At 71.4% G+C, this 25,516-nt stretch carries 23 protein-coding genes; 13 read left to right on the top strand and 10 right to left on the bottom strand.

Annotated elements, in window-relative coordinates:
- The first annotated feature begins 83 nt into the window (after positions 1–83).
- Together IEY91_RS16055 and IEY91_RS16050 are read left to right on the top strand one after the other, a co-directional pair.
- Entirely contained in the window at positions 84–617 is a 534-nt protein-coding gene (locus tag IEY91_RS16055; protein WP_189174424.1) for a pyridoxamine 5'-phosphate oxidase family protein, read from the top strand.
- Positions 618–704: 87 nt separating this feature from the next.
- On the top strand, positions 705–1,142 hold the full coding sequence (locus tag IEY91_RS16050) for a VOC family protein (protein WP_189174423.1): 438 nt from the start codon (positions 705–707) through the stop codon (positions 1,140–1,142).
- 52 nt (positions 1,143–1,194) lie between these two features.
- Here the strand turns inward: IEY91_RS16050 and glnA2 are convergent, their stop codons facing one another.
- Positions 1,195–2,556, bottom strand: coding sequence for a gamma-glutamylpolyamine synthetase GlnA2 (gene glnA2 / locus IEY91_RS16045; RefSeq protein WP_189174513.1), 1,362 nt, complete (start codon positions 2,554–2,556; stop codon positions 1,195–1,197).
- A gap of 241 nt (positions 2,557–2,797) precedes the next feature.
- Between glnA2 and IEY91_RS16040 the strand changes: the two genes are divergently transcribed.
- On the top strand, positions 2,798–4,117 hold the full coding sequence (locus tag IEY91_RS16040) for a globin domain-containing protein (protein WP_189174422.1): 1,320 nt from the start codon (positions 2,798–2,800) through the stop codon (positions 4,115–4,117).
- Here the strand turns inward: IEY91_RS16040 and IEY91_RS16035 are convergent.
- Complete coding sequence (locus tag IEY91_RS16035; RefSeq protein WP_164325666.1) at positions 4,012–4,482, bottom strand: RrF2 family transcriptional regulator; 471 nt, start codon at positions 4,480–4,482, stop codon at positions 4,012–4,014. The genes IEY91_RS16040 and IEY91_RS16035 overlap by 106 nt on opposite strands.
- Positions 4,483–4,709: 227 nt before the next feature.
- Here IEY91_RS16035 and IEY91_RS16030 point away from each other — a divergent pair, with 227 nt between their 5' ends.
- Together IEY91_RS16030 and IEY91_RS16025 are read left to right on the top strand one after the other, a co-directional pair.
- Positions 4,710–5,384: a thioredoxin-like domain-containing protein gene (locus IEY91_RS16030; protein WP_164325665.1), complete on the top strand. Its 675-nt coding sequence runs from the start codon at positions 4,710–4,712 to the stop codon at positions 5,382–5,384.
- Positions 5,385–5,386: 2 nt separating this feature from the next.
- The gene (locus tag IEY91_RS16025; protein ID WP_189174421.1) at positions 5,387–6,025 is read left to right on the top strand and encodes a DUF305 domain-containing protein; all 639 of its coding nucleotides are present in this window, start codon (positions 5,387–5,389) and stop codon (positions 6,023–6,025) included.
- 241 nt (positions 6,026–6,266) lie between these two features.
- On the opposite strand, the gene IEY91_RS16020 is transcribed toward IEY91_RS16025, so the two are convergent.
- Positions 6,267–6,695, bottom strand: coding sequence for a DUF5990 family protein (locus IEY91_RS16020; protein WP_229696987.1), 429 nt, complete (start codon positions 6,693–6,695; stop codon positions 6,267–6,269).
- A gap of 38 nt (positions 6,696–6,733) precedes the next feature.
- Positions 6,734–7,705, bottom strand: a complete 972-nt coding sequence (locus IEY91_RS16015) for a hydroxyacid dehydrogenase (protein ID WP_189174511.1) — start codon at positions 7,703–7,705, stop codon at positions 6,734–6,736.
- 434 nt (positions 7,706–8,139) lie between these two features.
- Between IEY91_RS16015 and IEY91_RS16010 the strand changes: the two genes are divergently transcribed.
- The 4 genes from IEY91_RS16010 to IEY91_RS15995 all read left to right on the top strand — a co-directional run bounded on the left by IEY91_RS16010 (position 8,140) and on the right by IEY91_RS15995 (position 12,811).
- On the top strand, positions 8,140–8,994 hold the full coding sequence (locus IEY91_RS16010) for an ABC transporter permease (protein WP_164328595.1): 855 nt from the start codon (positions 8,140–8,142) through the stop codon (positions 8,992–8,994).
- Positions 8,995–9,086: 92 nt separating this feature from the next.
- On the top strand, positions 9,087–9,950 hold the full coding sequence (locus IEY91_RS16005) for a carbohydrate ABC transporter permease (RefSeq protein WP_164325663.1): 864 nt from the start codon (positions 9,087–9,089) through the stop codon (positions 9,948–9,950).
- An 81-nt stretch (positions 9,951–10,031) separates the two neighbouring features.
- Positions 10,032–11,675, top strand: coding sequence for a type 2 periplasmic-binding domain-containing protein (locus IEY91_RS16000; protein WP_189174420.1), 1,644 nt, complete (start codon positions 10,032–10,034; stop codon positions 11,673–11,675).
- An 83-nt stretch (positions 11,676–11,758) separates the two neighbouring features.
- Positions 11,759–12,811, top strand: a complete 1,053-nt coding sequence (locus IEY91_RS15995; RefSeq protein ID WP_164325661.1) for a LacI family DNA-binding transcriptional regulator — start codon at positions 11,759–11,761, stop codon at positions 12,809–12,811.
- Positions 12,812–13,073: 262 nt separating this feature from the next.
- Here the strand turns inward: IEY91_RS15995 and IEY91_RS15990 are convergent, their stop codons facing one another.
- Positions 13,074–13,907, bottom strand: a complete 834-nt coding sequence (locus IEY91_RS15990) for an alpha/beta fold hydrolase (protein ID WP_189174510.1) — start codon at positions 13,905–13,907, stop codon at positions 13,074–13,076.
- Positions 13,907–14,626 carry a DUF998 domain-containing protein gene (locus IEY91_RS15985; protein WP_229696985.1) on the bottom strand — a complete coding sequence of 240 codons (720 nt, stop codon included), beginning with the start codon at positions 14,624–14,626 and terminating at the stop codon, positions 13,907–13,909. The genes IEY91_RS15990 and IEY91_RS15985 overlap by 1 nt, the downstream gene beginning before the upstream one ends.
- 236 nt (positions 14,627–14,862) lie before the next feature.
- On the opposite strand from IEY91_RS15985, the gene IEY91_RS15980 reads away from it, so the two are divergent.
- The 3 genes from IEY91_RS15980 (at position 14,863) to IEY91_RS15970 (ending at position 19,250) form a co-directional block, all read left to right on the top strand.
- Positions 14,863–15,414 carry a hypothetical protein gene (locus IEY91_RS15980; protein ID WP_229696984.1) on the top strand — a complete coding sequence of 184 codons (552 nt, stop codon included), beginning with the start codon at positions 14,863–14,865 and terminating at the stop codon, positions 15,412–15,414.
- 120 nt (positions 15,415–15,534) lie between these two features.
- Positions 15,535–17,202: a multicopper oxidase family protein gene (locus tag IEY91_RS15975; protein ID WP_189174419.1), complete on the top strand. Its 1,668-nt coding sequence runs from the start codon at positions 15,535–15,537 to the stop codon at positions 17,200–17,202.
- A gap of 296 nt (positions 17,203–17,498) precedes the next feature.
- Positions 17,499–19,250, top strand: coding sequence for an NAD+ synthase (locus IEY91_RS15970; protein ID WP_189174418.1), 1,752 nt, complete (start codon positions 17,499–17,501; stop codon positions 19,248–19,250).
- A gap of 66 nt (positions 19,251–19,316) precedes the next feature.
- On the opposite strand, the gene IEY91_RS15965 is transcribed toward IEY91_RS15970, so the two are convergent.
- The 4 genes from IEY91_RS15965 to IEY91_RS15950 all read right to left on the bottom strand — a co-directional run bounded on the left by IEY91_RS15965 (position 19,317) and on the right by IEY91_RS15950 (position 24,265).
- Entirely contained in the window at positions 19,317–20,537 is a 1,221-nt protein-coding gene (locus IEY91_RS15965) for an MFS transporter (protein ID WP_189174417.1), read from the bottom strand.
- 138 nt (positions 20,538–20,675) lie between these two features.
- Positions 20,676–21,698: an endonuclease/exonuclease/phosphatase family protein gene (locus IEY91_RS15960; protein ID WP_164325657.1), complete on the bottom strand. Its 1,023-nt coding sequence runs from the start codon at positions 21,696–21,698 to the stop codon at positions 20,676–20,678.
- A gap of 249 nt (positions 21,699–21,947) precedes the next feature.
- Positions 21,948–22,499 (bottom strand): TetR/AcrR family transcriptional regulator, encoded by a 552-nt coding sequence (locus IEY91_RS15955; protein WP_373287957.1) that lies wholly within the window; start codon positions 22,497–22,499, stop codon positions 21,948–21,950.
- Between the two features lie 167 nt (positions 22,500–22,666).
- Positions 22,667–24,265 (bottom strand): MFS transporter, encoded by a 1,599-nt coding sequence (locus tag IEY91_RS15950; protein ID WP_189174416.1) that lies wholly within the window; start codon positions 24,263–24,265, stop codon positions 22,667–22,669.
- 240 nt (positions 24,266–24,505) lie between these two features.
- On the opposite strand from IEY91_RS15950, the gene panB reads away from it, so the two are divergent.
- Positions 24,506–25,387, top strand: a complete 882-nt coding sequence (gene panB, locus IEY91_RS15945; RefSeq protein WP_164325654.1) for a 3-methyl-2-oxobutanoate hydroxymethyltransferase — start codon at positions 24,506–24,508, stop codon at positions 25,385–25,387.
- Positions 25,388–25,516 lie beyond the last annotated feature (129 nt).

Genomic DNA, 25,516 nt, shown 5'->3' with positions numbered 1-25,516 from the left:
CCTACCCAGGGCCCGGCCGATGAGTTCTGCCCGCGTGCGGGGTCACCACTGGGACAGGACCATGGAGAGCAGGAGGCGACGTCATGCCGAGCCAGGAACCCTCGGGAGCGCGCGAGCCCCGCACCACCGATGTCGATGCCCGCTACAGCAGCGAGGGGGCCGCCGCGACCCCCTGGTCACAGGCCCGGGAGGCGCTCGCGGCGGCCAGGCTGAGCTGGATCTCGACGGTACGTCCCGACGGGCGCCCGCACGTCACCCCGTTGTCCGCCCTGTGGCAGGGCGATGCCCTGTACTTCTCCACCGGCCCGGACGAGCGCAAGGCCCGCAACCTGGAGGCCAACCCCGAGGTGGTCCTGACGACGGGCACCAACCTCTGGGACAAGGGCCTCGACGTGGTCGTCGAGGGCACGGCGGTCCGGGTCACGGACGACGCCCGGCTGCGGGAGCTCGCGGCGGCCTGGGAGGAGAAGTACGGCGGCTTCTTCCACTACGAGGTGCGGGACGGCTGCTTCCAGCACGAGTCGGGGCAGGCGTACGTGTTCGCGGTGACGCCCCGCACGGCGTTCGGCTTCGGCAAGGGCGAGCCGTTCAGCCAGACGCGCTACCGCTTCGCGTGAGGCACCACCGCTCCGGCTGAGGCGCCCGCGCCGGGGCGCCCGCCCGTTCACCGGGACAGGGCACCCGATCGCTGCTGTACTCGTCGCATGGAATACACACTCGAAGTGATCGGCATCCCCGTCAGCGACCTCGACCGGTCCAAGGAGTTCTACGAGTCCAAGTGCGGCTTCCACGTCGACCTCGACGGGGACGTCATGCCGGGCGTACGCCTGATCCAGCTCACACCACCCGGATCGGGCTGTTCGATCATGCTCAGCACCGTCCTCTGGGAGACCACTCCGGGCCCCACCCCCCAGCCCGGCTCCTACCAGGGCCTCCAGCTCTGCGTCCCCGACATCAAGCAGGCCCACGCCGAACTGACCGCCCGCGGCCTGGAGGTCTCCGAGCCGGTCCAGTACGCGGAGCAGGACGGCGCCACATTCATGTACTTCACCGACCCGGACGGCAACGGCTGGGCGGTGCAGGAGTATCGGATCCGGGCGAAGACGCCGCTGCGCGAGGCGATCGTGCCCGCCGACGAGTAGGCCCCGTCCCGCCGCGGGCGGCGGCACTCACCGTCGCCGCCCGCCAACACGCCTACAGCACAGGCAAGTTCTTCCGGAGTTCGAAGGCCGTCACCTCTGACCTGTACTCCTCCCACTCCTGCTTCTTGTTGCGCAGGAAGAAGTCGTAGACGTGCTCGCCGAGCGTCTCGGCGACCAGCTCCGACCGTTCCATGAGGGCAATCGCCTCGCCGAGGTTCTGCGGCAGGGGCTCGATGCCCATCGCGCGGCGTTCGGCGTCGGAGAGGGCCCAGACGTCGTCGTCGGCACCCGGCGGGAGTTCGTAACCCTCCTCGATGCCCTTGAGGCCGGCGGCGACGAGGACCGCGTACGTCAGGTAGGGGTTGGCGCCGGAGTCGATGGAGCGGACCTCGACGCGGGCCGAGCCGGTCTTGCCTGGCTTGTACATGGGCACGCGGATGAGGGCCGAGCGGTTGTTGTGGCCCCAGCAGATGTACGAGGGGGCCTCGCCGCCCGCGCCCGCGGTGCGCTCGGAGCCGCCCCAGATGCGCTTGTAGGAGTTCACCCACTGGTTGGTGACCGCGGAGATCTCGGCGGCGTGCCGCAGCAGGCCCGCGATGAAGGAGCGGCCGACCTTGGAGAGCTGGTACTCCGAGCCGGACTCGTAGAAGGCGTTCCTGTCGCCCTCGAACAGCGACAGGTGCGTGTGCATGCCGGAGCCGGGGTGCTCGGAGAACGGCTTCGGCATGAACGTCGCCTGCACGCCCTGCTCCAACGCCACCTGCTTCATGACCAGGCGGAACGTCATGATGTTGTCGGCCGTGGAGAGCGCGTCCGCGTACCGCAGGTCGATCTCCTGCTGCCCCGGGGCGCCCTCGTGGTGGCTGAACTCCACGGAAATTCCCATGGATTCGAGCATCGTGATGGCCTGGCGGCGGAAGTCCATGCCGACGTTCTGCGGGGTGTGGTCGAAGTAGCCGGAGTTGTCGGCCGGGCTCGGCCGGGAGCCGTCGAGGGGCTTGTCCTTCAGCAGGAAGAACTCGATCTCGGGGTGGGTGTAGAAGGTGAACCCGAGGTCGGAGGTCTTGGCGAGCGCCCTCTTCAGTACGTAGCGCGGGTCCGCGAAGGACGGGGAGCCGTCGGGCATCAGGATGTCGCAGAACATCCGGGCCGTGCCGGGGGCCTCGGCGCGCCACGGCAGGACCTGGAAGGTGCCCGGGTCCGGCTTGGCGATCATGTCGGACTCGTAGACCCGGGCGAAGCCCTCGATCGCGGAGCCGTCGAAGCCGATGCCCTCGTCGAAGGCCTGCTCCAGCTCGGCGGGGGCGACCGCGACCGACTTCAGGAAGCCGAGTACGTCCGTGAACCACAGGCGCACGAACCGGATGTCGCGCTCCTCCAGAGTGCGGAGCACGAACTCCTGCTGCTTGTCCATCTCGACTTCCACCCATCCTTGCTGGTCGGAACCGGCTGCTCCCGAGCCACGGGACGTCGCCCCGGCACATGAGCATCCCACCACACGGTTTCGTGCGCGTTGCGGCCGCTCCTTGCCCATAGTGCACGCTCGCCCGACCTCGGTGACACCGGCGCCGACCCGCTGTTTTAAAGTGGTATCTCAGATGCAAGTTTTAAGCTTCGGGGCCGGCCCGGTCGCCGGCCCTCCGGGAGGAGCCACTTTGCTGTCCGAGCAGTCCGCCGCCACCGTCCGCGCGACCCTGCCCGCCGTCTGCAGGGCCATCGACACCATCGCCGAGCGCTTCTACGACCGCCTCTTCGCCGCCCACCCGGAGCTGCTCCGGGACCTCTTCAACCGCGGCAACCAGGCCGCGGGCACCCAGCGGCAGGCCCTCGCCGGGTCCGTCGCCGCCTTCGCCGCGTATCTCGTGGAGCACCCCGACGAGCGGCCCGACGCGATGCTGGCCCGCATCGCCCACAAGCACGCCTCGCTCGGGGTGGCCCCCGGCCAGTACGAGACGGTCCGCGAGCACCTCTTCGCGGCCATCGCGGAGGTTCTCGGCGACGCCGTCACACCCGAGGTCGCCGCCGCCTGGGACGAGGTGTACTGGCTCATGGCGAACGCCCTCATCGCGATCGAGGCCCGCCTTTACGCCGAGCGGGGCATCGCGGCGGGCGCGGCCGCCTGGCGGGAGTGGGAGGTGGTGGACCGCGTCGAGGAGACACCGGACGTCGCCACGTTCCGGCTCCGCCCGGCCGACGGCGACCGGGAGCCCGTACCGGCGTTCCGGCCGGGTCAGTACGTGTCCGTACAGGTCGGCCTTGAGGACGGGGCCCGGCAGATACGGCAGTACAGCTTGTCGGGGGCGCCGGGGGTGGGGGTTCGGCAGATCAGCGTGAAGCGGGTGCGGGGGGCTCGGGCCGCTGGGGCCGAGGCCGCATCGGCCGCGTACGCCCCCGACGGCGAAGTGTCGACATATCTGCACGCCCACATCCGCGAAGGCGACCGCCTGCGCCTCTCCGCGCCGTACGGCGACCTCGTCCTGGACGACCGGACGGGCGGCGCGGCGGACACCACGCCCCTGCTGCTCGCCTCCGCAGGCATCGGCGTCACGCCCATGATCGCGATGCTCGAACACCTCGCGGGCACCGGCCACCCCGCCCCCGTCACCGTCGTCCACGCCGACCGCTCCCCCGCCGACCATCCCCTGCGCGCCGACCACGTCACGTACACCGGCAAACTCCCGGACGCCGCCGCGCACTTCTGGTACGAGCGCCCGGAGCCGGGACATCCGGCCGACCGGACCGGGCGCGTCGACCTGACGGGGGTCGCGGTGGCGCCGGGCACGCGCGCGTACCTGTGCGGTCCGGTGCCGTTCATGAAGGCGGTACGTGGCCAGCTCATCGCCAAGGGCGTGGCGCCGGCCGACATCCACTACGAGGTGTTCGGCCCCGACCTGTGGCGGGCGAGCCCGATGAGCAGCGGTCCGGTCGGCGAGGCGACGATGTCCTCGACGGTCACGGGGTCGAGCGAGGCGTAGAACGCCTCCTGGGCGTGGCGCAGCGCGCCGCGCAGCCGGCACCCGGAATTGAGGGGGCAGGGCGTCGCGCCCTCGCACTCCACGACGTCCCCGTCGCCCTCGAAGTGCCGTACGAGCGCCCCGACGGAGGCGGTGCGTCCGGCCCCGGTCAGCGAGAGCCCGCCGCCCCTGCCGCGGCGGGCCTCCACGAGCCCGAGCCGCCGCAGCGTGGCCACGACCTTCGCGGCGTGCGTGTACTGCACGGCCATGTCGGCGGCGACCTCGCGGGTCGTGGGCGCGGCACCGCTCTCCCCGGCGGCCGCGTCCGCGACGGCGAGGCGCATGAGGACGCGCAGCGCGAGGTCGGTGGAGTGCAGGAGCCGCATGCCTGGGAGGTTAGGTAATGCGCATCCGAGGTTCAACTTATGCGAGCCCTCCGGGGCGGCCGCCGTGGCCGAGATCGGCCGATTGGCGACGGCCCCCGCCCTCCCGCACATGCTGTATTTGACAGAGGGGCCTCTCCGTCCCCAGGCGCGGAGGCTACGATCAACGCACCCGCACCGCCCCCATGTTCAACCCTCCACGTCCGTCCCTTTCCGCAGAAGGACACATCATGGGTTCCGCCAAGAAGACGAGCAGCGCCGAGCGCAAGGCCCGGATACAGGAGATGCAGCGCGCCGAGGCCGCGCGCGAGCGCCGCAATCGCGTGCTCACCATCACCCTGAGCACGGTCATCGTCGCTGCAGTCGGCGTCGGCGGCTTCTTCCTCATTTCCTCGGCCGACGACGACTCGGACTCCGGCGGCAAGGCGGGCGACGCGAAGGCGGTGGCCAAGTTCACGACGACCGGTGACGGCGAGCGGGTCTGGGACGCCAAGAAGCTGGGCCGCACCCACGTCGGCGGCAAGGTGAACTACCCGGTGACCCCGCCGGTGGGCGGCAACCACAACCAGGTGTGGATGAACTGCAACGGCGACGTCTACACCAAGGAACTCCCGAACGAGAACGCCGTGCACTCCCTCGAGCACGGCGCGGTCTGGGTGACGTACAACGACCAGGCGAAGCCCGCCGACTTGAAGAAGCTGGAAGCGAAGGTCAAGAAGACCCCGTATTCGCTGATGAGCCCGGTGAAGAAGCAGAAGGACCCGATCCTGCTCTCGGCGTGGGGCCACCAGCGGGTGGTGAAGGGCGCGGACGACGCGAAGGTCAACGCCTTCTTCTCCTCGTACGTCCAGGGCAAGCAGACCCCTGAGCCCGGTGCGGCGTGCACCAACGGCATGGGGCAGTAGTGATGAGGCGCAAGGACTGGCTGATCGGGGCGGCGCTGGGTGCGGTGCTCGCCGCGGGCGGGATCACGGCGGCCGTGGCGTCGGACGACTCCTCGGGCTCGTCCGGGTCGTCGGACTCCACGAAGGTCCCGTCGAGTTCGTCGGCCGACGCGGGCTTCGCCCGTGACATGGCCGTGCACCACCAGCAGGCCGTCGAGATGTCCTACATCGTGCGTGACCGCACCAAGAACACGGAGATCCGCCGTCTCGCGTACGACATCGCACAGACCCAGGCCAACCAGCGCGGCATGATGCTCGGCTGGCTGGACCTGTGGGAGCTGCCGAAGGTGCCGCCCGGCGAGCCCATGGAGTGGATGGACATGAGCGGCATGCCGTCCGCGGGCGACGGCTCCCTCATGCCCGGCATGGCGACCAACGCCCAGATGAAGCGCCTCGGCGAGCTGAACGGCAAGCAGGCGGAGGTCTTCTACCTGAAGCTGATGACCGCCCACCACAAGGGCGGGATCCACATGGCGCAGGGGTGCGTCGAGCGCTGCGAGGTCCCGGTGGAACGGCGCCTCGCCCAGGGGATGGTGGAGTCCCAGGAGTCCGAGGTCAAGCTGATGGCGGACTTGCTGAGCGCGCGGGGCGCGAAGCCGTAGGGGCGGGCCGGGCCCTGCCGGGGGCTCCGCCCCCGGACCCCCGTATCGGCCTGAACGGCCTCGTCCTCAAACGCCGGACGGGCTATTTCCCACCCACCCGCCCAAACCAGCACGACGGCACGCAGCCGGCACCACCAGCCCGTCCGGCGCTTGAGGACGAGCCGCGAAGCGGCGATACGGGGTCTGGGGCGGAGCCCCAGTTTCGGGAAGGGGCGGGATTGGGGAAAGCCCCGCAGGGCCCTCACCCCACCCCCCACGCAACCCCCGGCGGCCGCACCCCCGCGCACAACGGCATCCCCTTCTCATCCGTGAGCCCCACCTCACCCACCCCGACCCCCGCCGTCAGCACCGCCTCCGGCACATCCGCGAACCACAACTTCGCCCGCCGGAACATCGCGAACTCCCCGCCGGGCGGCAGCTCCCCCCACGTGAGGTAGAAGAACCGCTCCCCCCGCTTGCCCTGCACATAGGGCCCCTTGAAATCCGGCGTGCCATCCGCCGCGGCGACCACGGACACCTCGAACTCGAAGACCACCTCGGCCGCGTCGGCACGGACGGGCCGATCAGGCTCGGCCCCCCGCTGCACAGCCACATGCACGTCCCGATACCCCCCGCACTCCGCCCCCGGCAAATCCCGCCCCACGATCCGCAAAGTCAGTGTCTGAGTCATGCCCTCCAGTCCACCACGAGGCACTGACACTCACCCCCTCACGCCAACCGCCCCAGTTCCTCCCGCCGCAACTCCCCGAGCAGCGCCTCCCCCCGCACATACCGCTCCACCTCCGCCACCGCGTACTCCCCGAGCCTGCGCACCTCACTGCCCTGCGCCCCCGCGATGTGCGGGGTGACGAGGACGTTCGGGAGGGACAGCAGGGCGTGGCCGGGCGGCAGCGGCTCCGGGTCGGTGACGTCGAGGAAGGCGTCGAGGCGGCCCGCCGCGCACTCGCGGGCCAGCGCCTCCGTGTCGATGAGGGACCCGCGCGCGGTGTTGACGACGACCCCGCCGTCGGGGATCAGTTTCAGCATTTCCGCGCTCAACAGGCCCCGGGTCTCGGGCAGTTGGGGCGCGTGCACGGTGACGATGCTGCTGTCGCGGCAGAGGTCGGGCAGGTCCACGAGGTCGGCGCCGAGGGCAGCGGCCTCCGCGGGGGTGACGTAGGGGTCGGTGAGCAGGACGCGGTGTCCGGCGTCCGAGGCGTTGAGGGCGGCGATGACGCGGCGGCCGATGCGGGAGGCCCCGATGACGCCGATGGTGCGCGCGTCCGCGCCGGTGCGTTCGGTGAACGGCGGCCAGCGCTCGGCGTAGTGAGCGGCGGCGGACAGCGCGCCCTTCGCGGCGAAGGTGAGGGCGGCGAGGGTGTAGGCGACGACCGGGGCGGCGTTGGCGTCGGCCGCCGAGGAGACGAGGACGCCGCGTTCCCACAGGGCGTTCGTGACCACCGGCTTCACCGATCCCGCCGCGTGCACGACGACGCGCAGCCGGGGTGCGTGGGCGAGCACGCCGGCCGTGAGGCGCGGGCAGTCCCAGCCGGTGACGAGGACCTCGGCCCCGGCGAGCACCGCGCGGGCCTCGGCCCCGGTCAGCTCCCCCGTCAGCTCGCCGGGGGCCAACTCGACGCTGCGGGCGAGCCGTTGGCGCAGGTCCGGCGCGAGGACGCGGCCGACGACATCGGCCCCCATGGCCAACACGGCCACCGGCTTCCGCCGCGGCTCCCCCGACTGCCCCTGCTGATCCAGCACGCGTCGCCACCCCTCGTAGAAACCGGTTACTCCCAAGCGAGCAGGAGGCTAGGCCGTACCGAGGACAGCGGTCAAGAGAGTGCGGGTGCAGAACGGCAAACAGACCAGTCATGGGCCGGGAACCCTCAAAGCGCCGCGTTGCGAAGGGGGTTGACCGGCGACAGTAACCGCTTTAGATTCCCGGCACTTGTCCCGAACTTGTCCCGACAGCAGTGCTCAAGACTGGGGGTTCCGTGTCAGCGGTGACGAAGGAACGGACCGAATCCGAGGCGGTGACGCCACCCACAGAGAGCATCAATGGGGCAATCAACCGCAAAGCGCAGCGCGACAGCCTCTGGAAACGGTTTCAGCGCACCCGGCTCCTGGTGCTGCTCATGGTGCCGGGCCTCGCGTACTTCCTGGTCTTCCACTACGGCGCGTTCATCGCGAACGCCGTGGCCTTCAAGGAGTACGTCCCCTTCGACGGCCTGTGGGCGAGCCCCTGGGTCGGGACCGAGAACTTCAGCCGGATGTTCGGCGACCCTGAGTTCTGGCACGCGACGTGGAACACGCTGTTCATCGCGCTGCTCCAGCTCGTGTTCTTCTTCCCCGCGCCGCTCGCCCTCGCCCTTCTCCTGCACAGCCTCAGCTCGGACCTGCTGCGCCGCTTCACACAGTCCGTGATCTATCTGCCGCACTTCCTGTCGTGGGTCGTGGTGGTCGCGCTGTTCCAGCAAGTCCTCGGCGACACCGGCCTGTTGAACGCGACGCTGAGCGACGCGGGCCTGCACACCGTCGACATCATCGGCAACCCGGACGCGTACAAACCGCTGGTCGTCCTCGAAGTGATCTGGAAGGACGCGGGCTGGGGGACGATCATCTTCCTCGCCGCGCTGATGCAGGTGAACGAGCAGCTCTACGAGGCCGCCGCGATCGACGGGGCCGGGCCCTGGCGGCGCTTCTGGCACGTCACGCTGCCCAGCATCCGGCCCATCGTCATCCTGCTGCTGATCATGCGGCTCGGCGACATCCTCTCCGTCGGCTTCGAACAGATGCTGCTGCAGCGGCAGTCGGTGGGCCCGGAGGCCGGCGAGGTCCTGGACACCTTCGTCTTCTGGCAGGGCATCGTCGGCGGCGACACCGGCTACGCGGCCGCCGCCGGCCTTTTCAAGGGCGTCGTCGGCGCGGCGCTCGTCTTCACGGCCAACCGGGTCGCGCACCGGCTCGGCGAGCAGGGGGTCTACAAGTGAGCAGCACCATCAGCCACAAGGCGGCGGCCCTACGGAAGCCGCACACGCCCCGGCGGAGGCGGCGCACGCCCCAAGTCGTGCGCCCCACCTGGATGGAGCGGCCCCGGCCGCTCACCAAGGCCGCCAAGGGCGTCGCCGTCACCGTCGTCCTCGCGCTCGTCCTGATCCCCTTCCTGGTGATCGTCTCGACGTCGCTCGCCTCGAACCGGGAGGTCGTCGACAACGGCGGCTGGGTGCTCTGGCCGACCGACCCGACGCTGCGCGCGTACCGCACCATCCTCAGCGGCGGCATCGTCACCAAGGCCCTCGGCGTGAGCGTCGGCCTGACGCTCGCGGGCACGCTCTTCTCGCTCGCGTGCACCACCTTCCTCGCCTACGCCCTCGCCCGCCCCGGCGTCTTCGGCGGCAAGCCGGTGCTGCTCCTGATCCTGTTCACGTTCCTCTTCCCGCCCGGCATGATCCCGGCGTTCCTGCTGGTCAAGGGCATGGGAATGATGGATACGTACACGGCTCTGATCGCGCCCGTACTCATCAACGTCTTCAATCTGATCGTGCTCCGGGGCTTCTTCCAGGGGATCCCCGAGGAGCTGTACGAGGCGGCGCGTCTCGACGGCGCGAGCGACTGGCAGATCCTGTGGCGGGTCGTCCTGCCGCTGTCGAAGGCGGCGCTCGCGGTGGTCTCGCTGTTCTACGCGGTGAGCTACTGGAACGCCTGGTTCCATGCCTCGATCTACATGGAGTCGGGCCACTGGCCGCTGTCGCAGGTGCTTCGTACGTACGTCATCGGCGGCTCCCAGATCGCCGACACCGGCCTGAGCGAGGCGGGCCAGGTCTCCGCGCCGCAGACCACGCAGATGGCCGTCCTCGTGATCGCCACCGTGCCGATCCTGCTCGTCTACCCCTTCCTGCAGAAGTACTTCACCAAGGGCGTGCTCACCGGCGCCATCAAGAGCTGAGCATCCCCAGCCCTGCCAAGTCTCCGTACACGCCGAAAGGTTGACCCCGTGTCAGGTACCCAGGGTTCCTCCCGTTCCCCGATGGGGCGCCGCACCCTGCTGCGTTCGATCGCCGCCGGTGGCGCCGCCCTCGCCGCCCCGTCCGTCCTCACCGCCTGCTCGACCGGCTCGGGCAGCGGCGGCGACGTGTCCAACGCCGGGAAGAAATCGGCCCCTTGGCCGACGTACACGCCCACCGAGGGCCCGGCGCCCGATCTCGCGCCGAGCACCGCGGGCGTACAGGCGGGCTACACGACGTATCCGCAAAAGCTGGTCACGGCGACGGACGGCAAGCCGGGCACCGGCAAGGAGAAGATCCGCGTCCTGTCCATCACGTACGGAACTCCGCCGAAGCCCGCCGGGTCCAACAAGTACTGGCAGGCGATGAACGACGCCCTCGGCGTCGAGGTCGAGTTCACTGTCGTGCCGGACGCGGACTTCCGCGCGAAGATGGCCACGCTCATGGCGGGCGACAGCGACGATCTGCCGGACATCATCAGCATCGGCGGCGGATACGTCCTGCCGCGCGAGGCGCAGTTCGTGAAGACGCGCTGCGCCGACCTGTCGGAGCATCTGTCGGGCGACGCGGTGAAGGACTACCCGAACCTCGCGGGCATCCCCACCTACGCGTGGGAGGGCATGGGCCGCATCGGGGGCCGCGTCTACGGAGTGCCCGTCGAGCGGGCCAAGGTGCAGGGCGCGATGTTCATCAACCGCGAGGCCTTCGACAAGGCGGGCTACCGGCCGGGGATGACGGCGGACGCCTTCCGCGCCATGGCCAAGGAGGCGTCCGGCGACAAGAAGCACGCGCTCGGCGCCTCGACGGTCGGCTTCTACGGCTACCACTACCACGCGATGTGGCACGGCGCGCCCAACGAGTGGCGTATCAAGGGCGGCCGGGTCACGCCCATGTACGGCACCGACGAGTTCAAGGCCGCCCTGGAGTTCATGGCGAGGCTGCGGGCCGACGGCTCGTACAACTCCGACGCCACCTCGATCTCCCAGGTCGACCTGAAGACGCAGTTCTACAATGGCACCGTGCGCTCCATGACCGACGGCTGGGGCGCGGCGCTCTCCAACGCGCAGGGCATCAAGGACGCGTACACCCTGGACGTCGCCGAGCCGTACGCGGTCTCCGGGGCGACGCCCGTCTACCAGCAGAACCGCGGCTGTTTCGGCTACACCGTCATCAAGAAGGCGTCCAAGAACCGCGTGCAGCTGATGCTGCGGGTCCTGGACTGGCTGGCCTCGCCGTTCGGCTCCAAGGAGTACGAGCTGATGCACTACGGAGTGGAGGGCACGCACTTCGCGTACGACAAGGCAGGCGACCCCATCCCTACAGAGCGCGGCCTCGTGGAGTCGCGCACGAACCTGCCGTTCGCGTATCTGATGGACGCGCCGCAGCCGCTGTACTTCCCCGGCCACCCCGACCTCACGAAGCGGCTGCACGCCTGGGAGAAGAAGGTCGTGCCGCTGCTCGTGCCCAACGACCGCTGGGGGCTGCAGTCGGCGACCTTCAACCGGGTCGGCGCGTCCCTCCAGCAGATCGTCGAGGACGGCGTGACCGCCGTGGTGTCCGGCCGCAAGAGCCCGTCCTCCTGGGACGGCGTCGTCAAGAAGTGGCGGGCGCAGGGCGGCGACAAGTGCGTCGAGGAATTCGAGGAGGAGTACGAGGCCGCGCGCTGAGGCGGGGCGGCGGGCGGGGATGATGGTCGCGTCCGCCGCTGTTCAAGGGCGCTCGGAACCGGGTGAGTTGAGGAGAGACAACAGTGGGGGAACGGATCACCATCCGTGACGTGGCCGCACGGGCGGGGGTCTCCGTGGCGACCGTCTCGCGCGTCCTCGCGGGCAACTACCCGACGTCGGCGGCGTCGCGGGCGAAGGTGCAGCGGGCCGTGAAGGACCTCGACTACGTCGTCAACGCGCACGCGCGCGCGTTGGCGGGCGCAGGCCGCAAGACGATCGCCGTCCTCACCTACGACGTACTGAGCCCGTTCTACGCGCACGTCGCGCAGGGCGTGGAGATGGAGGCCGCGCAGCACGGCAGGCTCACCCTTGTCGCCTCCACCGGGAGCGATCCCGCCCGTGAGCTGGCGCTGGTGCAGATGATGCGGGAGCAGGCCGCGGAGGCGGTCGTCCTGGTCGGCGGGGTCATCGAGGACGACGAGTACCGCGAGCGGATGGCCCGGTACGCCGAGGCGCTCGCGGCGGCGGGCTCCCGGCTCGTGCTGTGCGGGCGGCCCGCGCCCGCGCCCGATGTGCCCGCGCTGGTCGTCGAGTACGACAACGAAGCGGGCGCGTACGCCGTGACGAGCCACCTCCTCGGCGCCGGGCACCGCCGCATCGCCCTCATCGGCTACCAGCCCGGCAACACCACCGGCGAGGCCCGGGTGCACGGCTATCTGCGCGCCCTCGACGACCACGGGGTGCCGCGGTCCGACGCGCTCGTCCACGGGGTCGGGTTCGGGCCGCACCACGGGGACGAGGCCATCCGCGATCTGCTCCGCGAGGCCGGCGGGAAGCCGGAGTTCACGGCCGTCTTCGCCGGGGACGACCGGGTGGCCGCGGCGACGATCGTCGCACTGCGGGAGTACGGGCTCGACGTCCCCGGGGACGTCTCGGTCGTCGGCTACAACGACGACCCCGTCGCCGCGGACATCACTCCCGGGCTCACCACGGTACGGATCCCCGCGGAGGAAATGGGCCGCACGGCGGTACGCCTCGCCCTGGCGGGGGCACCGCCGCGGTCGGGGCCCGAGCGGCATGTGCTGGGTACGCACATCGTGGTGCGGGAGAGTGTGGCCGCGGGCCCCGGTCGCTGAATTCCGGGCTTCCCCGCTGCGTCCATTGGCGCCCCTTCCCGAAACCGGGGCTCCGCCCCGGACCCCGTATCGCCGCTTCGCGGCTCGTCCTCAATCGCCGGACGGGCTTTCCCCACCCGCCCTTTTCAGCCCGTCCGGCGTTTGAGGACGAGGCCGTTCAGGCCGATTGCGGGGGTCCAGGGGGCGGCAGCCCCCTGGTTACGGGAAGGGGCGGGCCTGGGGCGCCCCGCGAGGGCCCCTACGGCACGGCCGGAGGGACGGCTCACCCCGTCGCGAGGATCGCCTCGGCCACCTCGTGGGGGCGGTCCCGCATCAGGAGGTGGCCCGCGGGGGCCAGGAGGCGGAACTCTGCGCCCAGGGTGTCCGCCAGAGACCGTTGGCGGGCGGTCCAGCGGTCCGCCGGGGACGGGGACGAGGACGGCGCCGCCGCCAGGACCCGTACCGGCGCCCCCGCGGGCAACCCCCGCTCACCCCGCAGCACCGCCAACTCACGCGCCACATCCCCGTACGTCGCGTACTCCACCAGCGCCGCCCGCCACACCCGCGCGGAGCCGTAGAGAGCCCGAAACTCCCGCGGCAGGGGAGCACGTCGCCCCACCAGCCTCCGCGCCGACGGACCCAACGCCCGCGGGATCCCGAGCGCCCCCAGCACCGCCCCACCAACCCGCGCGGCGCGCACCCGCAGCCCCCGCCCGCACGCCGTCCGCGCACGCGCCCCCTCCTCCGCACTGGAGTCGACCAGGACAAGCCCAGCCGTCCGCCCAGGGGAAAGCCGCGCGAACGCCTCCGCGTGGAACCCGGCCAGCGAATGCCCCACCACGGTCACGGCCTCCCCGCCGAGCCCCAGCGCGTCGAGCACGCCGCCGATCCGCCCCGCCTCCCCCGCCAGCGTCGGCGCACCCCGCGCAGGCGCGCTCAGCCCCAACCCTGGCCGGTCGAAGCGCACGACGGTACGGAACGGCGCGAGCAGCGCGACCACCGGATCCCACTCGCACCAGGCGAGCCCGAGCCCCGCGCTGAGCACGCACACCGGCCCGTCCCCCGTCACGTCCACGTGATGCGGCACCCCACCCACGCGTACGAACGAAGCCCTCATCAGCCCGGCGCCGCCCGGCGCGTTCGCACCAGCCACGCCATCACCACCAACCACACCGCGATCGCAAGCAACTGCAGCCGCTGCGCGACCCCGAGCCCCCACGTCCCGTGCCCGGCACCGAACGCGGCGACAGCGGCCAGCGTCCACACGGTGGCGGCCAGTTCGACGCCGACGAGCCCGAGCAGGACACCACCCGCCCGGCCCGCGGGCCACGCCCACCACTTCCGCACCACCACCGTCAGCAACACCATCCCCACCAGCGCCCCCGCCACCGCCGCACTACTGCTGAACGTGTGCGCCGCATGCGCCGTCGGCACAAGCCCCGCCCGCTCCCGCGCGGCACACGCGGCGTCCGCGGTGGGCGCGCAGCTCAACGGCAACCGCGAGTCGGCGGCGGTCGCCGCGCCAAAGAGGGCGATGCCCGCCCAACCGAGGGCGGAGAGGGCGCGCGCCCCCGCCGTCGGCCACCTCCGCAGCCACACCAACGCCCCCGCCGCCCCCGCACACACCAGCACCCCCGCCGCGAAGTCCAGCGCCCGGAAGAACGTCCCGTACGGCTGGTCCTCGGCGGCGAGTTCGCTCACGTACGTACTCAGCGGCGAAAGCCCGGTCGGCAGGAAGGCTTCGAGGGCCCAGGTGCTGTAGGCGAGCGCCCCGAGCGTGAGGAGGGCGGCGACGGCCGTGCGGGCGGTCCCGGCCGCCGGCGGCTCCATCGGCATACGCGGACGACGACTAGCCTGCGGCGTTCGCGCACTGGTGGTCAGGGTGAACCCCCTCCGCTCTGCACCACGTGAGGAAGAAGAGAGAAGAGAGGGAGGAGGGGGAGAAGACGAGGGAGGTGGCGGGTGGAATCCCGGTACGCCCCAATATGTCCGTAATGGCCATGAGCTCATGATCGACGGAGGGGCCGGGGCCCGCATGTCGCCCCATACCCAGGAGGGGTAGGCTCCGGCCCGTGACCACGAAGAGGAAGAGGCTGCCGGGCGCGGGACATTTCCTGCTGCTCGCCGCGCTTCTCCTCGGCATCGTGACGATGCATACGCTGGGTCATCCCCGGGAGCACGGGCCGAGCGCCGAACGGGCGACAGCCGCAGCGCACGCGCGCGTGGGGCCCGACGGCGGCCACGCGCGCGCAACAGCCGACAGCGGCCACGCAGGCGCGGCGACCGTCGGCGGGCACGCGCCCAAGGCGACCGTCGGCGGGCACGCCCAGGCGCGGGCGGATCAGAGGCAGCCGCACGGGACCGGCGGCGGCGAGCACACGACGAACCCCCCGAGCACCCCCACGGACAAAACACCGCACGACCCCGCCATGGACCCCCTCTCCCTCTGCCTGGCGGTCCTCGGCGCGGCCCTCACCCTCGCCCTCCTGTACGCGGCGGTCCACCGCGGCCCCTGGGGCACCCCCGTCCACGTACAGAGGCTCGCCCGCGTCCTCGACACCCTGCGGCCGAACCCTCCCCCACCCCGGACCCTCCTCGCCCACCTCTCCGTGCTGCGCGTATAGGCCGCCGTACCGGCTGCTTCGTACCGCGCGCGAACGGGAACCCCCGGACGCCGGGCGGTGTACCAGAAGCAGCAGACGCGCCCTTCTGCACGCACCACTCAGACGAGGTGTCGATCAACCATGCGCACGCGCACCACACCCACACCATCCACCACCCCCCTCGCGCGGACGTCACGCAGGGCCCTCCTCGCCACCGCGATCGCCGCGGCGGGCACGGGACTTGTGACGGCCTGTTCCGGCGACGGCGGCTCCCACTCCGGCCACTCGGGCGGCGGCAAGGGCGGGCCGTCCAAGGCGCCGGAGGGCTATGTGACGCCCACCGGCCGGGAGGTCACCGCCGCGGAGCGCGAACGCCGCGGAGGCGGCGCGGTCCGCACAGTGCGGCTCACAGCAGCCCCGGCCACGATCGACCTGGGCGGCGGCCCCCAGGTGAAGACATGGGCGTACGGAGAGGCCCTGCCCGGCAAGGAGATCCGCGTCACCGCGGGCGACACCCTGGCCCTCACACTCGCCAACCACCTCCCCCAGCCCACCACCCTGCACTGGCACGGCCTGGCCCTGCGCAACGACATGGACGGCGTGCCCGCCCTCACCCAGCGCGACATCAGGCCCGGCGCGGACTTCACGTACCGCTTCAAGGTCCCCCACCCGGGGACGTACTGGTTCCACCCGCACTCGGGCACCCAGCAGGACCGCGGCCTGTACGCCCCCTTGATCGTCGACGACCCCAAGGAGCCGTTGGCGTACGACAAGGAGTGGGTGGTCGTCCTGGACGACTGGGTGGACGGGGTGGACGGCTCGACCCCCGACGCGGTCCTGAAGGAGCTGCGGGCGGGCATGGACGGAGAAATGGACCACGGAGGCAACGAAGGAGACGGCGGCCACGACATGTCCAACATGTCGGCGCCCAAGGCCTCCGCACCCTCCCCAACCCCCTCCTCCCCCACCGGCCCCTCCCGCATGATGATGGGCGCGAAGAGCGACATCCTGGGGCCGGACGCGGGGGACGTGGCGTACCCCCACTACTTGATCAACGGCCGTACGCCCCAGTCCCCCACGACCTTCCGCGCCCGCCCCGGGGACCGCATCCGCCTGCGCCTGATCAACGCGGGCGGCGACACGGCGTTCCGAGTGGCCCTCGGGGACCACGAGCTGACGGTGACGCATACGGACGGCTTTCCGGTGCGGCACAAGAAGGCGGACGCGCTGCTGATCGGGATGGGTGAGCGGTACGACGTGGTGGTCACGGCCAAGGACGGGGTGTTCCCGCTGACGGCGGTGGCCGAGGGCAAGAAGGCGGCGGCCCAGGCGCTGCTCCGCACGGGCGGCGGGGCGGCACCATCGCCCTCCGCGCGCCCCAAGGAGCTGAGGGGCCGTGTCCTTCTGGCCGACGAACTCACGGCTGACGAGTCCGTGGCGCTGCCTCCCCGCGACCCGGACCGCACCATCAAGATCCGGCTGACCGGCGGCATGCGGAAGTACGACTGGGCGTTCGACGGCAAGCCCTACACGGCCGACCAGCGGCACCCGGTCCGCGCCGGGGAACGCGTCCGCCTGGAGTTCACCAACGGCACGACGATGTGGCACCCGCTCCACCTGCACGGCCACACGTTCGCCCTGGCGGGCGCCGCCGGCCGTCCCCGCAAGGACACGGCGGTGATCCTGCCGAACGGCACCCTGACGGCGGACTTCGACGCGGACAACCCCGGCCTGTGGATGATCCACTGCCACAACGTCTACCACGCGGAGGCGGGCATGATGACGACGCTGGGCTACCGAACCCGCTAACCGTCAGGGCACCCAGGTGCCGGTACAGACACCCCTGTACCGGCACACTGGCGGCCCAGCTGCCCACAGCAGGTGAGGCAGAACGGGCAGGCTGGGCCACCCCCACCGGACCGCCGGCCGAACGCGCAACCCCCACCGGAGGGAAAGCCGCCCCCGGACCGGGGGCGCACACCCGCCCCCGCGCACACCCCGCAGCACCCCGGCGCACAGAGCACCCCACCTCAGACGCCCCACGTGGGCCGCCCCACACCCGCCCGCCGGGGCATCGCGTCGCATTGACGATTACACTGGGCCGCGTGCCTCAACTACGCCTCGCCCTGAATCAGATCGACTCGACCGTCGGCGATCTCGCCAAGAACGCCGAGGCGATCGTCCACTGGACCCGGCACTCCGCCGAGCAGGGAGCGCACCTGGTCGCGTTCCCGGAGATGGCGCTGACGGGCTACCCCGTGGAGGACCTCGCCCTGCGGGCGTCCTTCGTCGAGGCCTCCCGCCGTACGCTGCGCGACCTCGCGGCGCGCCTCGGCGACGAGGGCTTCGGCGAACTCCCCGTGGTGGTCGGCTACTTGGACCGCACGGAGGAGGCGAAGCCGCGCTACGGCCAGCCCGCCGGAGCCCCCCGCAACGCGGCCGCGGTGCTGCACCGCGGCGAGGTGGCGCTGACGTTCTCCAAGCACCACCTCCCCAACTACGGCGTCTTCGACGAGTTCCGCTACTTCGTGCCGGGCGAGACGCTCCCGGTGGTGCGGGTGCACGGCGTGGACGTGGCGCTGGCGATCTGCGAGGACCTCTGGCAGGACGGCGGCCGCGTCCCGGCGACCCGCACGGCGGGGGCCGGGCTGCTCCTGTCCATCAACGCGTCGCCGTACGAGCAGAACAAGGACGACCAGCGCCTGGAGCTGGTGCGCAAGCGCGCGCAGGAGGCGGGCTGCACGACGGCGTACCTGGCGATGATGGGCGGCCAGGACGAGCTGGTCTTCGACGGGGACTCGATCGTCGTGGACAAGGACGGCGAGGTCGTCGCGCGGGCGCCGCAGTTCGCGGAGGGCTGTGTGGTCCTGGACCTGGAGCTGCCGGCGGCGGGCCCGGTGCCGGAGGGCGTGGTGGACGACGGCCTGCGGATCGAGCACGTGACACTGTCCGAGGAGTCGCTGCCGGCGTACGAGGCGGAGTTCCGCGGGGCGTACGCGGACCGCCTGGACGACGCCGAGGAGGTGTACTCGGCGCTGGTGGTGGGCCTGCGGGCGTACGCCGCGAAGAACGGCTTCCGCTCGGTCCTGATCGGCCTCTCCGGAGGCATCGACTCCGCGCTGACCGCGGCGATCGCGTGCGACGCGGTGGGGGCGGAGAACGTGTACGGGGTCGCGATGCCGTCGCGGTACTCGTCCGAGCACTCGGTGGGCGACGCGGAGGAGCTCGCGCGGCGTACGGGGCTGAACTTCCGCACCGTACCGATCGCGCCGATGTTCGACGCGTACATGGAATCCCTCGGGCTCACCGGGCTCGCGGAGGAGAACCTGCAGTCGCGGCTGCGCGGGACGATGCTGATGGCGATCTCCAACCAGGAGGGGCACATCGTGCTTGCGCCGGGCAACAAGTCCGAGCTGGCGGTGGGGTATTCGACGCTGTACGGCGACTCGGTGGGGGCGTACGGACCCATCAAGGACGTGTACAAGACGTCGATCTTCCGCCTTGCGCAATGGCGCAACGACGCGGCTGCCGAACGCGGGGAGACGCCGCCGATCCCGGAGAACTCCATCAGCAAGCCGCCGAGCGCGGAGCTGCGGCCGGACCAGGTGGACACGGACTCGCTGCCGGACTATCCCGTCCTGGACGGGATCCTGGAGCTGTACGTGGACCGGGACCAGGGGGCGGACGCGATCGTGGCCGCCGGGTACGACGCGGAGCTGGTCACGAAGACGCTCCGCATGGTGGACACCGCGGAGTACAAGCGGCGCCAGTACCCGCCGGGCACGAAGATCTCAGCCAAGGGCTTCGGCAAGGACCGCCGCCTCCCCATCACCAACCGCTGGCGCGAAACGGTCTGACGTCCCGGGGGCGTCCCGGGGGCTGCCGCCCCCGGACCCCCGCCATCGGCCTGAACGGCCTCGTCCTCAAACGCCGGACGGGCTTTCCACCCGCGCCTCCCGGTGCTCGGCCACCACCCGGCCCGAGCCACCAACATCCCCGCGCCCACGATCGACGGCGTACGCCACCGCCGCCACGCCCACGCCGAGGACGGCGAGCCCCGCTCCCGCCACCGCGGGTGACGTCACGCCGAAGCCCGCCGCGAGGGCGAGCCCGCCGATCCAGGCGCCGCCCGCGTTGGCGAGGTTGAAGGCGGCCTGGTTGGCGGAGGAGGCGAGGGACGGGGCGGCGGCGGCCTTCTCCATGACCATGAGCTGGAGGGGCGAGCCGGTCGTGAAGGCGGCCATGCCGAGCAGCGTCACGCCGACCGCCGCGCTCCATTCCGTGCGCATGAAGAGCGGGAAGAGGGCGAGCACGACGACGAGCGAGCCGAGGCCGCCGAAGAGGGTGCCCCTCAGGGAGTGGTCGGCGAGGCGCCCGCCGAGGAGGTTGCCGGCGGTGGCACCGACGCCGAAGAGGGCGAGCAGCAGCGTCACGCTGGCCTCGGCGAACCCGGCGGAGTCGGTGAGCATCGGCGTGACATAGCTGTACGCGGCGAAGAGCGCGCCGAAGCCCGCGACGGTCGTCCCCAGGGCGAGCCACACGGGCAGCGACCCGAGCGCGCGGAGCTCGCCGCGCAGCCCGGCGCCCTCGCCGTGGCCGTGGTCGGCGGGGACGAGGAGGGCGAGCGCGGCGATGGCGGCGAGCCCGATCGCGCTGACGGCTAGGAAGGTCGCCCGCCACCCGAGCTGCTGCCCCATGAGCGTGGCGACGGGCACGCCGACGACGTTGGCGACGGTGAGCCCCAGGAACATCAGGGAGACGGAGCGGGCCTTGCGCTCGGGCCCGACGAGCCCGGTGGCGACGACGGCGCCGACGCCGAAGAACGCGCCGTGCGGGAGGCCGCTGAGGAAGCGGGCCCCCATGAGCCAGTGGTAGTCGGGCGCGGCGGCCGACACGGCGTTGCCGACGACGAAGAGGGCCATCAGGCCGATGAGCACCCGCCGCCGGGGCAGCTTCGCGGTGACGGCGGCGAGCAGCGGGGCACCGATGACGACGCCGAGCGCGTACGCGGAGACGAGGTGTCCGGCGGTGGGGATGGATATGTGGAGGTCGTCCGCGACGTTGGGCAGCAGGCCCATCATCACGAACTCGGTGGTGCCGATGCCGAAGGCGCCCACGGCGAGGGCGAGCAGGGCCAGGGGCATGAAGACGTACCTTCCGAAGGGCGGGGAGGGGCGGGGCGGCGCGAGGGCGCGCGCGGGCACCACCCGGGTTCCATAAGTTTACGTACGGAACAAAGGCTCCCAGCCCGAGTATTCCGCGAGGTTAAGGACGGGTGACCGTCAGAGATCCATGCTCGCGGCCACCGGCAGGTGGTCGCTGCCCGTCTCCGGCAGCGTCCAGGAGGACACCGGCTCGACGCCCTTGACCATGATCTGGTCGATGCGGGCCATCGGGAACGAGGCGGGCCAGCTGAAGCCGAAGCCGTCGCCCGCGGCGCCCTGGGTGGAGCGCAGCTGGGAGGTGACGGCGTTGAGGGCGCGGTCGTTCATGGTGCCGTTCAGGTCGCCGAGCAGGACGACCTTGCCGAGCCGCTCGTCGGAGATGGCCTCGCCGAGCGCGTCGGCGCTGTCGTCGCGCTGCCCGGCGGTGAAGCCCGCGTCGAGCTTGACCCGCACCGACGGCAGGTGGGCGACGTACACCGCGACCTGCCCCTTGGGGGTGTCGACGGTGGTGCGCATCGCGCGCGTCCAGCCGAGCTTGATGTCGACGGGCTTGGTGCCCGTCATCGGGTACTTGCTCCACACACCGACGGTGCCCTGCACCGAGTGGTACTTGTACGTGTCCGCGAGGGCCTTCTCGTACGTCGGTACGGCCGAGGACGTGAGCTCCTCCAGGGCGACGACGTCCGCGCCGGAGGCGGCGACGTCGCGGGCGGTGCCTTCGGGGTCGGGGTTGTCGGCGTTGACGTTGTGGGTGGCGACGGTGAGGTCGCCGCCGCTGCCCGACTTGTCGGTGATGAGGCCGCCGAAGGCGTTCAGCCAGACGATCACCGGCAGCAGGAGGGCGATCAGGGCGGTCGCGGACTTGCGGACCACGGCGATGACGAGCAGGACCGGGACGAACACACCGAGCCAGGGCAGAAACGTCTCGGTGAGGCTGCCGAGGTTGCCCACGCCGTTGGGGATCTGGGCGTGGACCAGCATCACGAGACCGATGAGGACGGCGATCGCCGCCGTGACCAGCCCGCGTCGCCAGATGCCGGGGTCGCCCCGCCATCCGCCGACCAGGCGTCGCAGTCGCGAACCCTGGCGCTCGTGCTCCGAGCTGCCGCTGTCCGTCTCCGCCTTGTACGCCTGCGCCATATCTCTCGTCGCCTCACTGACTGCCGTGCACAACGTCTACCCGCCCCTGCACCCTAGGCGATGATCGCGTGTCGTCCCTGCCGTCCGGGGACGGCCGTACGGGCACGAGGACGAGCGGGGGCGGTCGCGAGGTTCCGGATGTGTGTGCGTGGCGGGATGTCTGTGACGAAACGCGCACATCGCCCGGGGGCAGCGCGTGGTGAACGCCACGCGCGCCGGGGGCGGTTCACCTCTGGGGCCGCGGACCCTTCACTCCTGGGGGCGCAGCCCCTGGAGGACGGTGTCGACGATGCGTTCCGCCAGGTCCTCGTCCAGGGGAGCGTCCGGGCGCAGGACGGTGCGTACGAGCATGGGGCCGACGAAGAGTTCGTTGGCGAGGACGATGTCGACGTCTTTGCGGAGTTCACCGTTCTCCGCGCCGCGGCGCAGGACGTCGTAGACGACGCGGCGCTGCGGGTCGATGACGGTGGTGTGGTACGCCTCCCACAGCTTGGGCAGGCTCTTCATCTGCGCGAAGACGTTGTGCAGGATCGCGGAGGAGCGCATGTTGAGGCCGCGGCGGCGGATGTGTTCGACGAGGACGACGAGGTCGTCGCGCATGGAGGTGCCGGGGAGTTCGGCGCGGGGCTCCTCCAGGCTGCGCAGGACGTCGACGAAGATCTCGTCCTTGCCGCTCCAGCGGCGGTAGATCGTGGCCTTGCCCACGCCGGCGGTGCGGGCGATGCGCTCGATGGAGAGCTCGGCGAGGGGGACTCCGTCCTCGACCAGCTTGATGACGCCCTCGATGATCGCCCGCTCCACCGCCTCGCTGCGGGGTCGTCCCCTGGCACCCGCGCCCTTGCCGCCCCGACCCTGCTCCACGATCCCGACTCCTCTGCGGTTGCGTTCCCCCGCATTCTCCCTGGTCCCCGGCCGGGGGCGGGGCGCCGCAGGCATGACGGCGGCGGCCCCGCGCCCGTGCGGCACCGTCAGTGTTCGGCGCCCACCCGGTCCGGCTCCGGGGCAGCGGTGTCCACCGGAGGCTTCGGCTGCTTGCCGGGCAGGTACAGGGACACGATGAGCACGCCCACGAGGGCGACCCCCGCGCCGCACAGGGCGGTGATGTGCATGGCGTGCAGGAACGAGTCGTTGGCGGAGGCGACCAGGGCCTCGCCCCGGGGACCGAGCCGCCCCGCCGCTCCGAGCGTCGCCTCGATGGACTCCCCCGCGGTGTGCCGCGCCCCCGCGGGCAGCACCTTGAGCTCGTCCTCGACACCCCCGCGATAGGCGGTGGAGAGCACGGACCCGAGCACGGCGATGCCGAGCGCCCCGCCGACCTGCCGGAAGGTGTTGCTGAGCGCCGAGGCGGAGCCGGCCTTCTCGCGCGGCAGCGCCTGCATGATGACGACGCTGGTCGGCGTCATGATGTGCGCCATCCCCGCGCCCATGAGGAAGAAGATGACCTCCATGATCCAGATGGGCGTGTCCGCGTCGAGGATCGTGAACGAGGCCAGCGTCAGGGCACACAGCGCGAGCCCGCCCGCGCAGGTGGCCTTGACCCCGATGCGCTCGACGACGAGCCGCGCCCGGGGCGCGAAGATCAGCTGCGCGGCCGCGAGCGGCAGCATGAGAAGACCGGTCTCCAGCGGCGAGTACCCGCGCACACTCTGCGTATAGAAGACCGCGAAGAACGTGACGCCCATCAGCGCGAAGAAGACGAGCGCGATGGCGGTGATCGCGGCGGAGAAGACGCGGTTCTTGAAGTACGAGATGTCGATGGACGGGTGGTCGCTGCGCTTCTCGTACCAGACGAAGCCGACGAGCACGGCGACGCCCGAGAGGATCGTCGCGAGGGCCGCGGGGTCGGTGAAGTCGGCGAGCTGGCCGCCCTTGATGATGCCGTAGACGAGCAGGACGAGGCCGATGACGGACAGCACGACGCCGACCAGGTCGATGCGGCCGGGCTTCGGGTCCCGCGAGTCGGGGACGAGCGCGATCATCAGGCCGATGGCGACGACGACGATCGGTACGTTGACGAGGAAGACCGAGCCCCACCAGAAGTGGTCGAGGAGCACGCCGCCCGTGATCGGACCGATCGCGACGGCGAGGCCGACGCCGCCGGCCCAGATGCCGATGGCCTTGGGCTGCTCCTCGCGCTCGAAGACGTTCATGAGGATGGCGAGCGTCGCGGGCATCACGAAGGCGGCGCCGAGCCCCATCACACCGCGGAACGCGATGAGTTCGACGGGCGAGCCGGACTGCGCGGCGAGCGCGGAGCCGATGCCGAAGACGGCGAGCCCGGCGAGCAGCACCTTCTTGCGGCCGAGCCGGTCGCCGAGCAGGCCCGCGGTGAACAGCAGGCCCGCGAAGACGAGCGTGTAGGAGTTGATGGCCCACTCGAGCTCGCTCTGGGTGGCGCCCAGGCCGGTGGGTTCGGGGGTCGAGATGGTCTTGATGGCGACGTTCAGGATCGAGTTGTCCAGGACGACGATGAGCAGGCTCAGCATCAGCACGCCGAGGATCGCCCAGCGGCGCCGGTGGACCGCCTCCGGTATGCGAGGCGCGTCGGGGACGGCAGGTGTGGTCATGCCTTCACGCTAGCCTTATTTCGATACGAGACCGTCTCGTATTGGAAAGGCTTTACCCCGGCTTTCCCCGTCCATCACGCGGAATCCCCGCCTCCATCTCACGCCGGCCGCCGCGTCCACCCCGCGGTCGGAATTGGCCGAAAAAACACCCTCTAGCCTCCGGGCGGCACGCGATGCCACCATGGAAGTGATCCGGGGACGCCGTCAGGGCGCCTCGAGACGACAGAAGGAGCCGTTGCGATGACGCAGCTTTCGGCTGCCCAGAGCCCCGCCCCCACGGAGCGGAAGTCCGACAGCAGCAAGACGCTGTACGGCGGCAAGGGCACACGCCGCATCACGGTCCGCGACATCAGCGCCGCCAAGGAGCGCGGCGAGAAGTGGCCCATGCTCACCGCGTACGACGCGATGACCGCGTCCGTCTTCGACGAGGCCGGGATCCCGGTCATGCTCGTCGGCGACTCGGCGGGCAACTGCCACCTGGGGTACGAGACCACCGTGCCCGTCACCCTCGACGAGATGGCGATCCTGTCCGCGGCCGTCGTGCGCGGCACGAGCCGCGCCCTGATCGTCGCCGACCTGCCCTTCGGTTCGTACCAGGAGGGTCCGGTCCAGGCGCTCAGGTCCGCGACGCGCCTGATCAAGGAGGCGGGCGTGGGCGCGGTCAAGCTGGAGGGCGGCGAGCGCTCGCTGGCCCAGACCGAGCTGCTCGTGCAGTCCGGCATCCCCGTCATGTCCCACCTGGGCCTGACCCCGCAGTCGGTGAACACCATGGGGTACCGCGTCCAGGGCCGCGGCGAGGAGGCCGCCCACCAGCTGCTGCGGGACGCCAAGTCGGCCGAGGCCGCGGGCGCCTTCGCGGTGGTGCTCGAACTCGTGCCGGCCGAGCTGGCCGCCGAGGTCACCAGGTCGCTGCACATCCCGACCGTCGGCATCGGCGCGGGCTCCGAGTGCGACGCCCAGGTCCTGGTGTGGACCGACATGCTCGGCCTGACCGGCGGCAAGATGCCGCGCTTCGTGAAGCAGTACGCGGACCTGCGGGGCGTCATGGGCGACGCCGCCAAGGCGTTCGCGCAGGACGTGGTGGGCGGGGCGTTCCCGGCCGCGGAGCACGCCGTCCATTAGGTCGCCGAGCCGCCCGACCATCCGGCTCACCACGGTCCGACACAAGATGCCCGACCCCAGGTAGATCACATTTCAGCCACTGCGGCACTAAGCGGCAGCCCGCCGACCGTCCCCCGTCGGCGGGCTGCC

This window comes from Streptomyces lasiicapitis (genome assembly GCF_014646335.1).
GTDB classification, from domain to species: domain Bacteria; phylum Actinomycetota; class Actinomycetes; order Streptomycetales; family Streptomycetaceae; genus Streptomyces; species Streptomyces lasiicapitis.
The sequence above is the reverse complement of the archived record's forward strand: the minus strand, read 5'-3'. Positions and strand labels throughout refer to the sequence as shown.

What these genes read in the sequence shown, in the direction of transcription:
- IEY91_RS16055 (WP_189174424.1), top strand. Translation starts at nt 84, where the DNA reads ATGCCGAGCCAGGAACCCTCGGGAGCGCGCGAGCCCCGCACCACCGAT.
- IEY91_RS16050 (WP_189174423.1), top strand. Translation starts at nt 705, where the DNA reads ATGGAATACACACTCGAAGTGATCGGCATCCCCGTCAGCGACCTCGAC.
- glnA2 (WP_189174513.1), bottom strand. Translation starts at nt 2,556, where the DNA reads ATGGACAAGCAGCAGGAGTTCGTGCTCCGCACTCTGGAGGAGCGCGAC.
- IEY91_RS16035 (WP_164325666.1), bottom strand. Translation starts at nt 4,482, where the DNA reads ATGCGGCTCCTGCACTCCACCGACCTCGCGCTGCGCGTCCTCATGCGC.
- IEY91_RS16030 (WP_164325665.1), top strand. Translation starts at nt 4,710, where the DNA reads ATGGGTTCCGCCAAGAAGACGAGCAGCGCCGAGCGCAAGGCCCGGATA.
- IEY91_RS16025 (WP_189174421.1), top strand. Translation starts at nt 5,387, where the DNA reads ATGAGGCGCAAGGACTGGCTGATCGGGGCGGCGCTGGGTGCGGTGCTC.
- IEY91_RS16020 (WP_229696987.1), bottom strand. Translation starts at nt 6,695, where the DNA reads ATGACTCAGACACTGACTTTGCGGATCGTGGGGCGGGATTTGCCGGGG.
- IEY91_RS16015 (WP_189174511.1), bottom strand. Translation starts at nt 7,705, where the DNA reads ATGGGGGCCGATGTCGTCGGCCGCGTCCTCGCGCCGGACCTGCGCCAA.
- IEY91_RS16010 (WP_164328595.1), top strand. Translation starts at nt 8,140, where the DNA reads ATGGTGCCGGGCCTCGCGTACTTCCTGGTCTTCCACTACGGCGCGTTC.
- IEY91_RS16005 (WP_164325663.1), top strand. Translation starts at nt 9,087, where the DNA reads ATGGAGCGGCCCCGGCCGCTCACCAAGGCCGCCAAGGGCGTCGCCGTC.
- IEY91_RS16000 (WP_189174420.1), top strand. Translation starts at nt 10,032, where the DNA reads ATGGGGCGCCGCACCCTGCTGCGTTCGATCGCCGCCGGTGGCGCCGCC.
- IEY91_RS15990 (WP_189174510.1), bottom strand. Translation starts at nt 13,907, where the DNA reads ATGAGGGCTTCGTTCGTACGCGTGGGTGGGGTGCCGCATCACGTGGAC.
- IEY91_RS15985 (WP_229696985.1), bottom strand. Translation starts at nt 14,626, where the DNA reads ATGCCGATGGAGCCGCCGGCGGCCGGGACCGCCCGCACGGCCGTCGCC.
- IEY91_RS15975 (WP_189174419.1), top strand. Translation starts at nt 15,535, where the DNA reads ATGCGCACGCGCACCACACCCACACCATCCACCACCCCCCTCGCGCGG.
- IEY91_RS15965 (WP_189174417.1), bottom strand. Translation starts at nt 20,537, where the DNA reads ATGCCCCTGGCCCTGCTCGCCCTCGCCGTGGGCGCCTTCGGCATCGGC.
- IEY91_RS15960 (WP_164325657.1), bottom strand. Translation starts at nt 21,698, where the DNA reads ATGGCGCAGGCGTACAAGGCGGAGACGGACAGCGGCAGCTCGGAGCAC.
- IEY91_RS15950 (WP_189174416.1), bottom strand. Translation starts at nt 24,265, where the DNA reads ATGACCACACCTGCCGTCCCCGACGCGCCTCGCATACCGGAGGCGGTC.
- panB (WP_164325654.1), top strand. Translation starts at nt 24,506, where the DNA reads ATGACGCAGCTTTCGGCTGCCCAGAGCCCCGCCCCCACGGAGCGGAAG.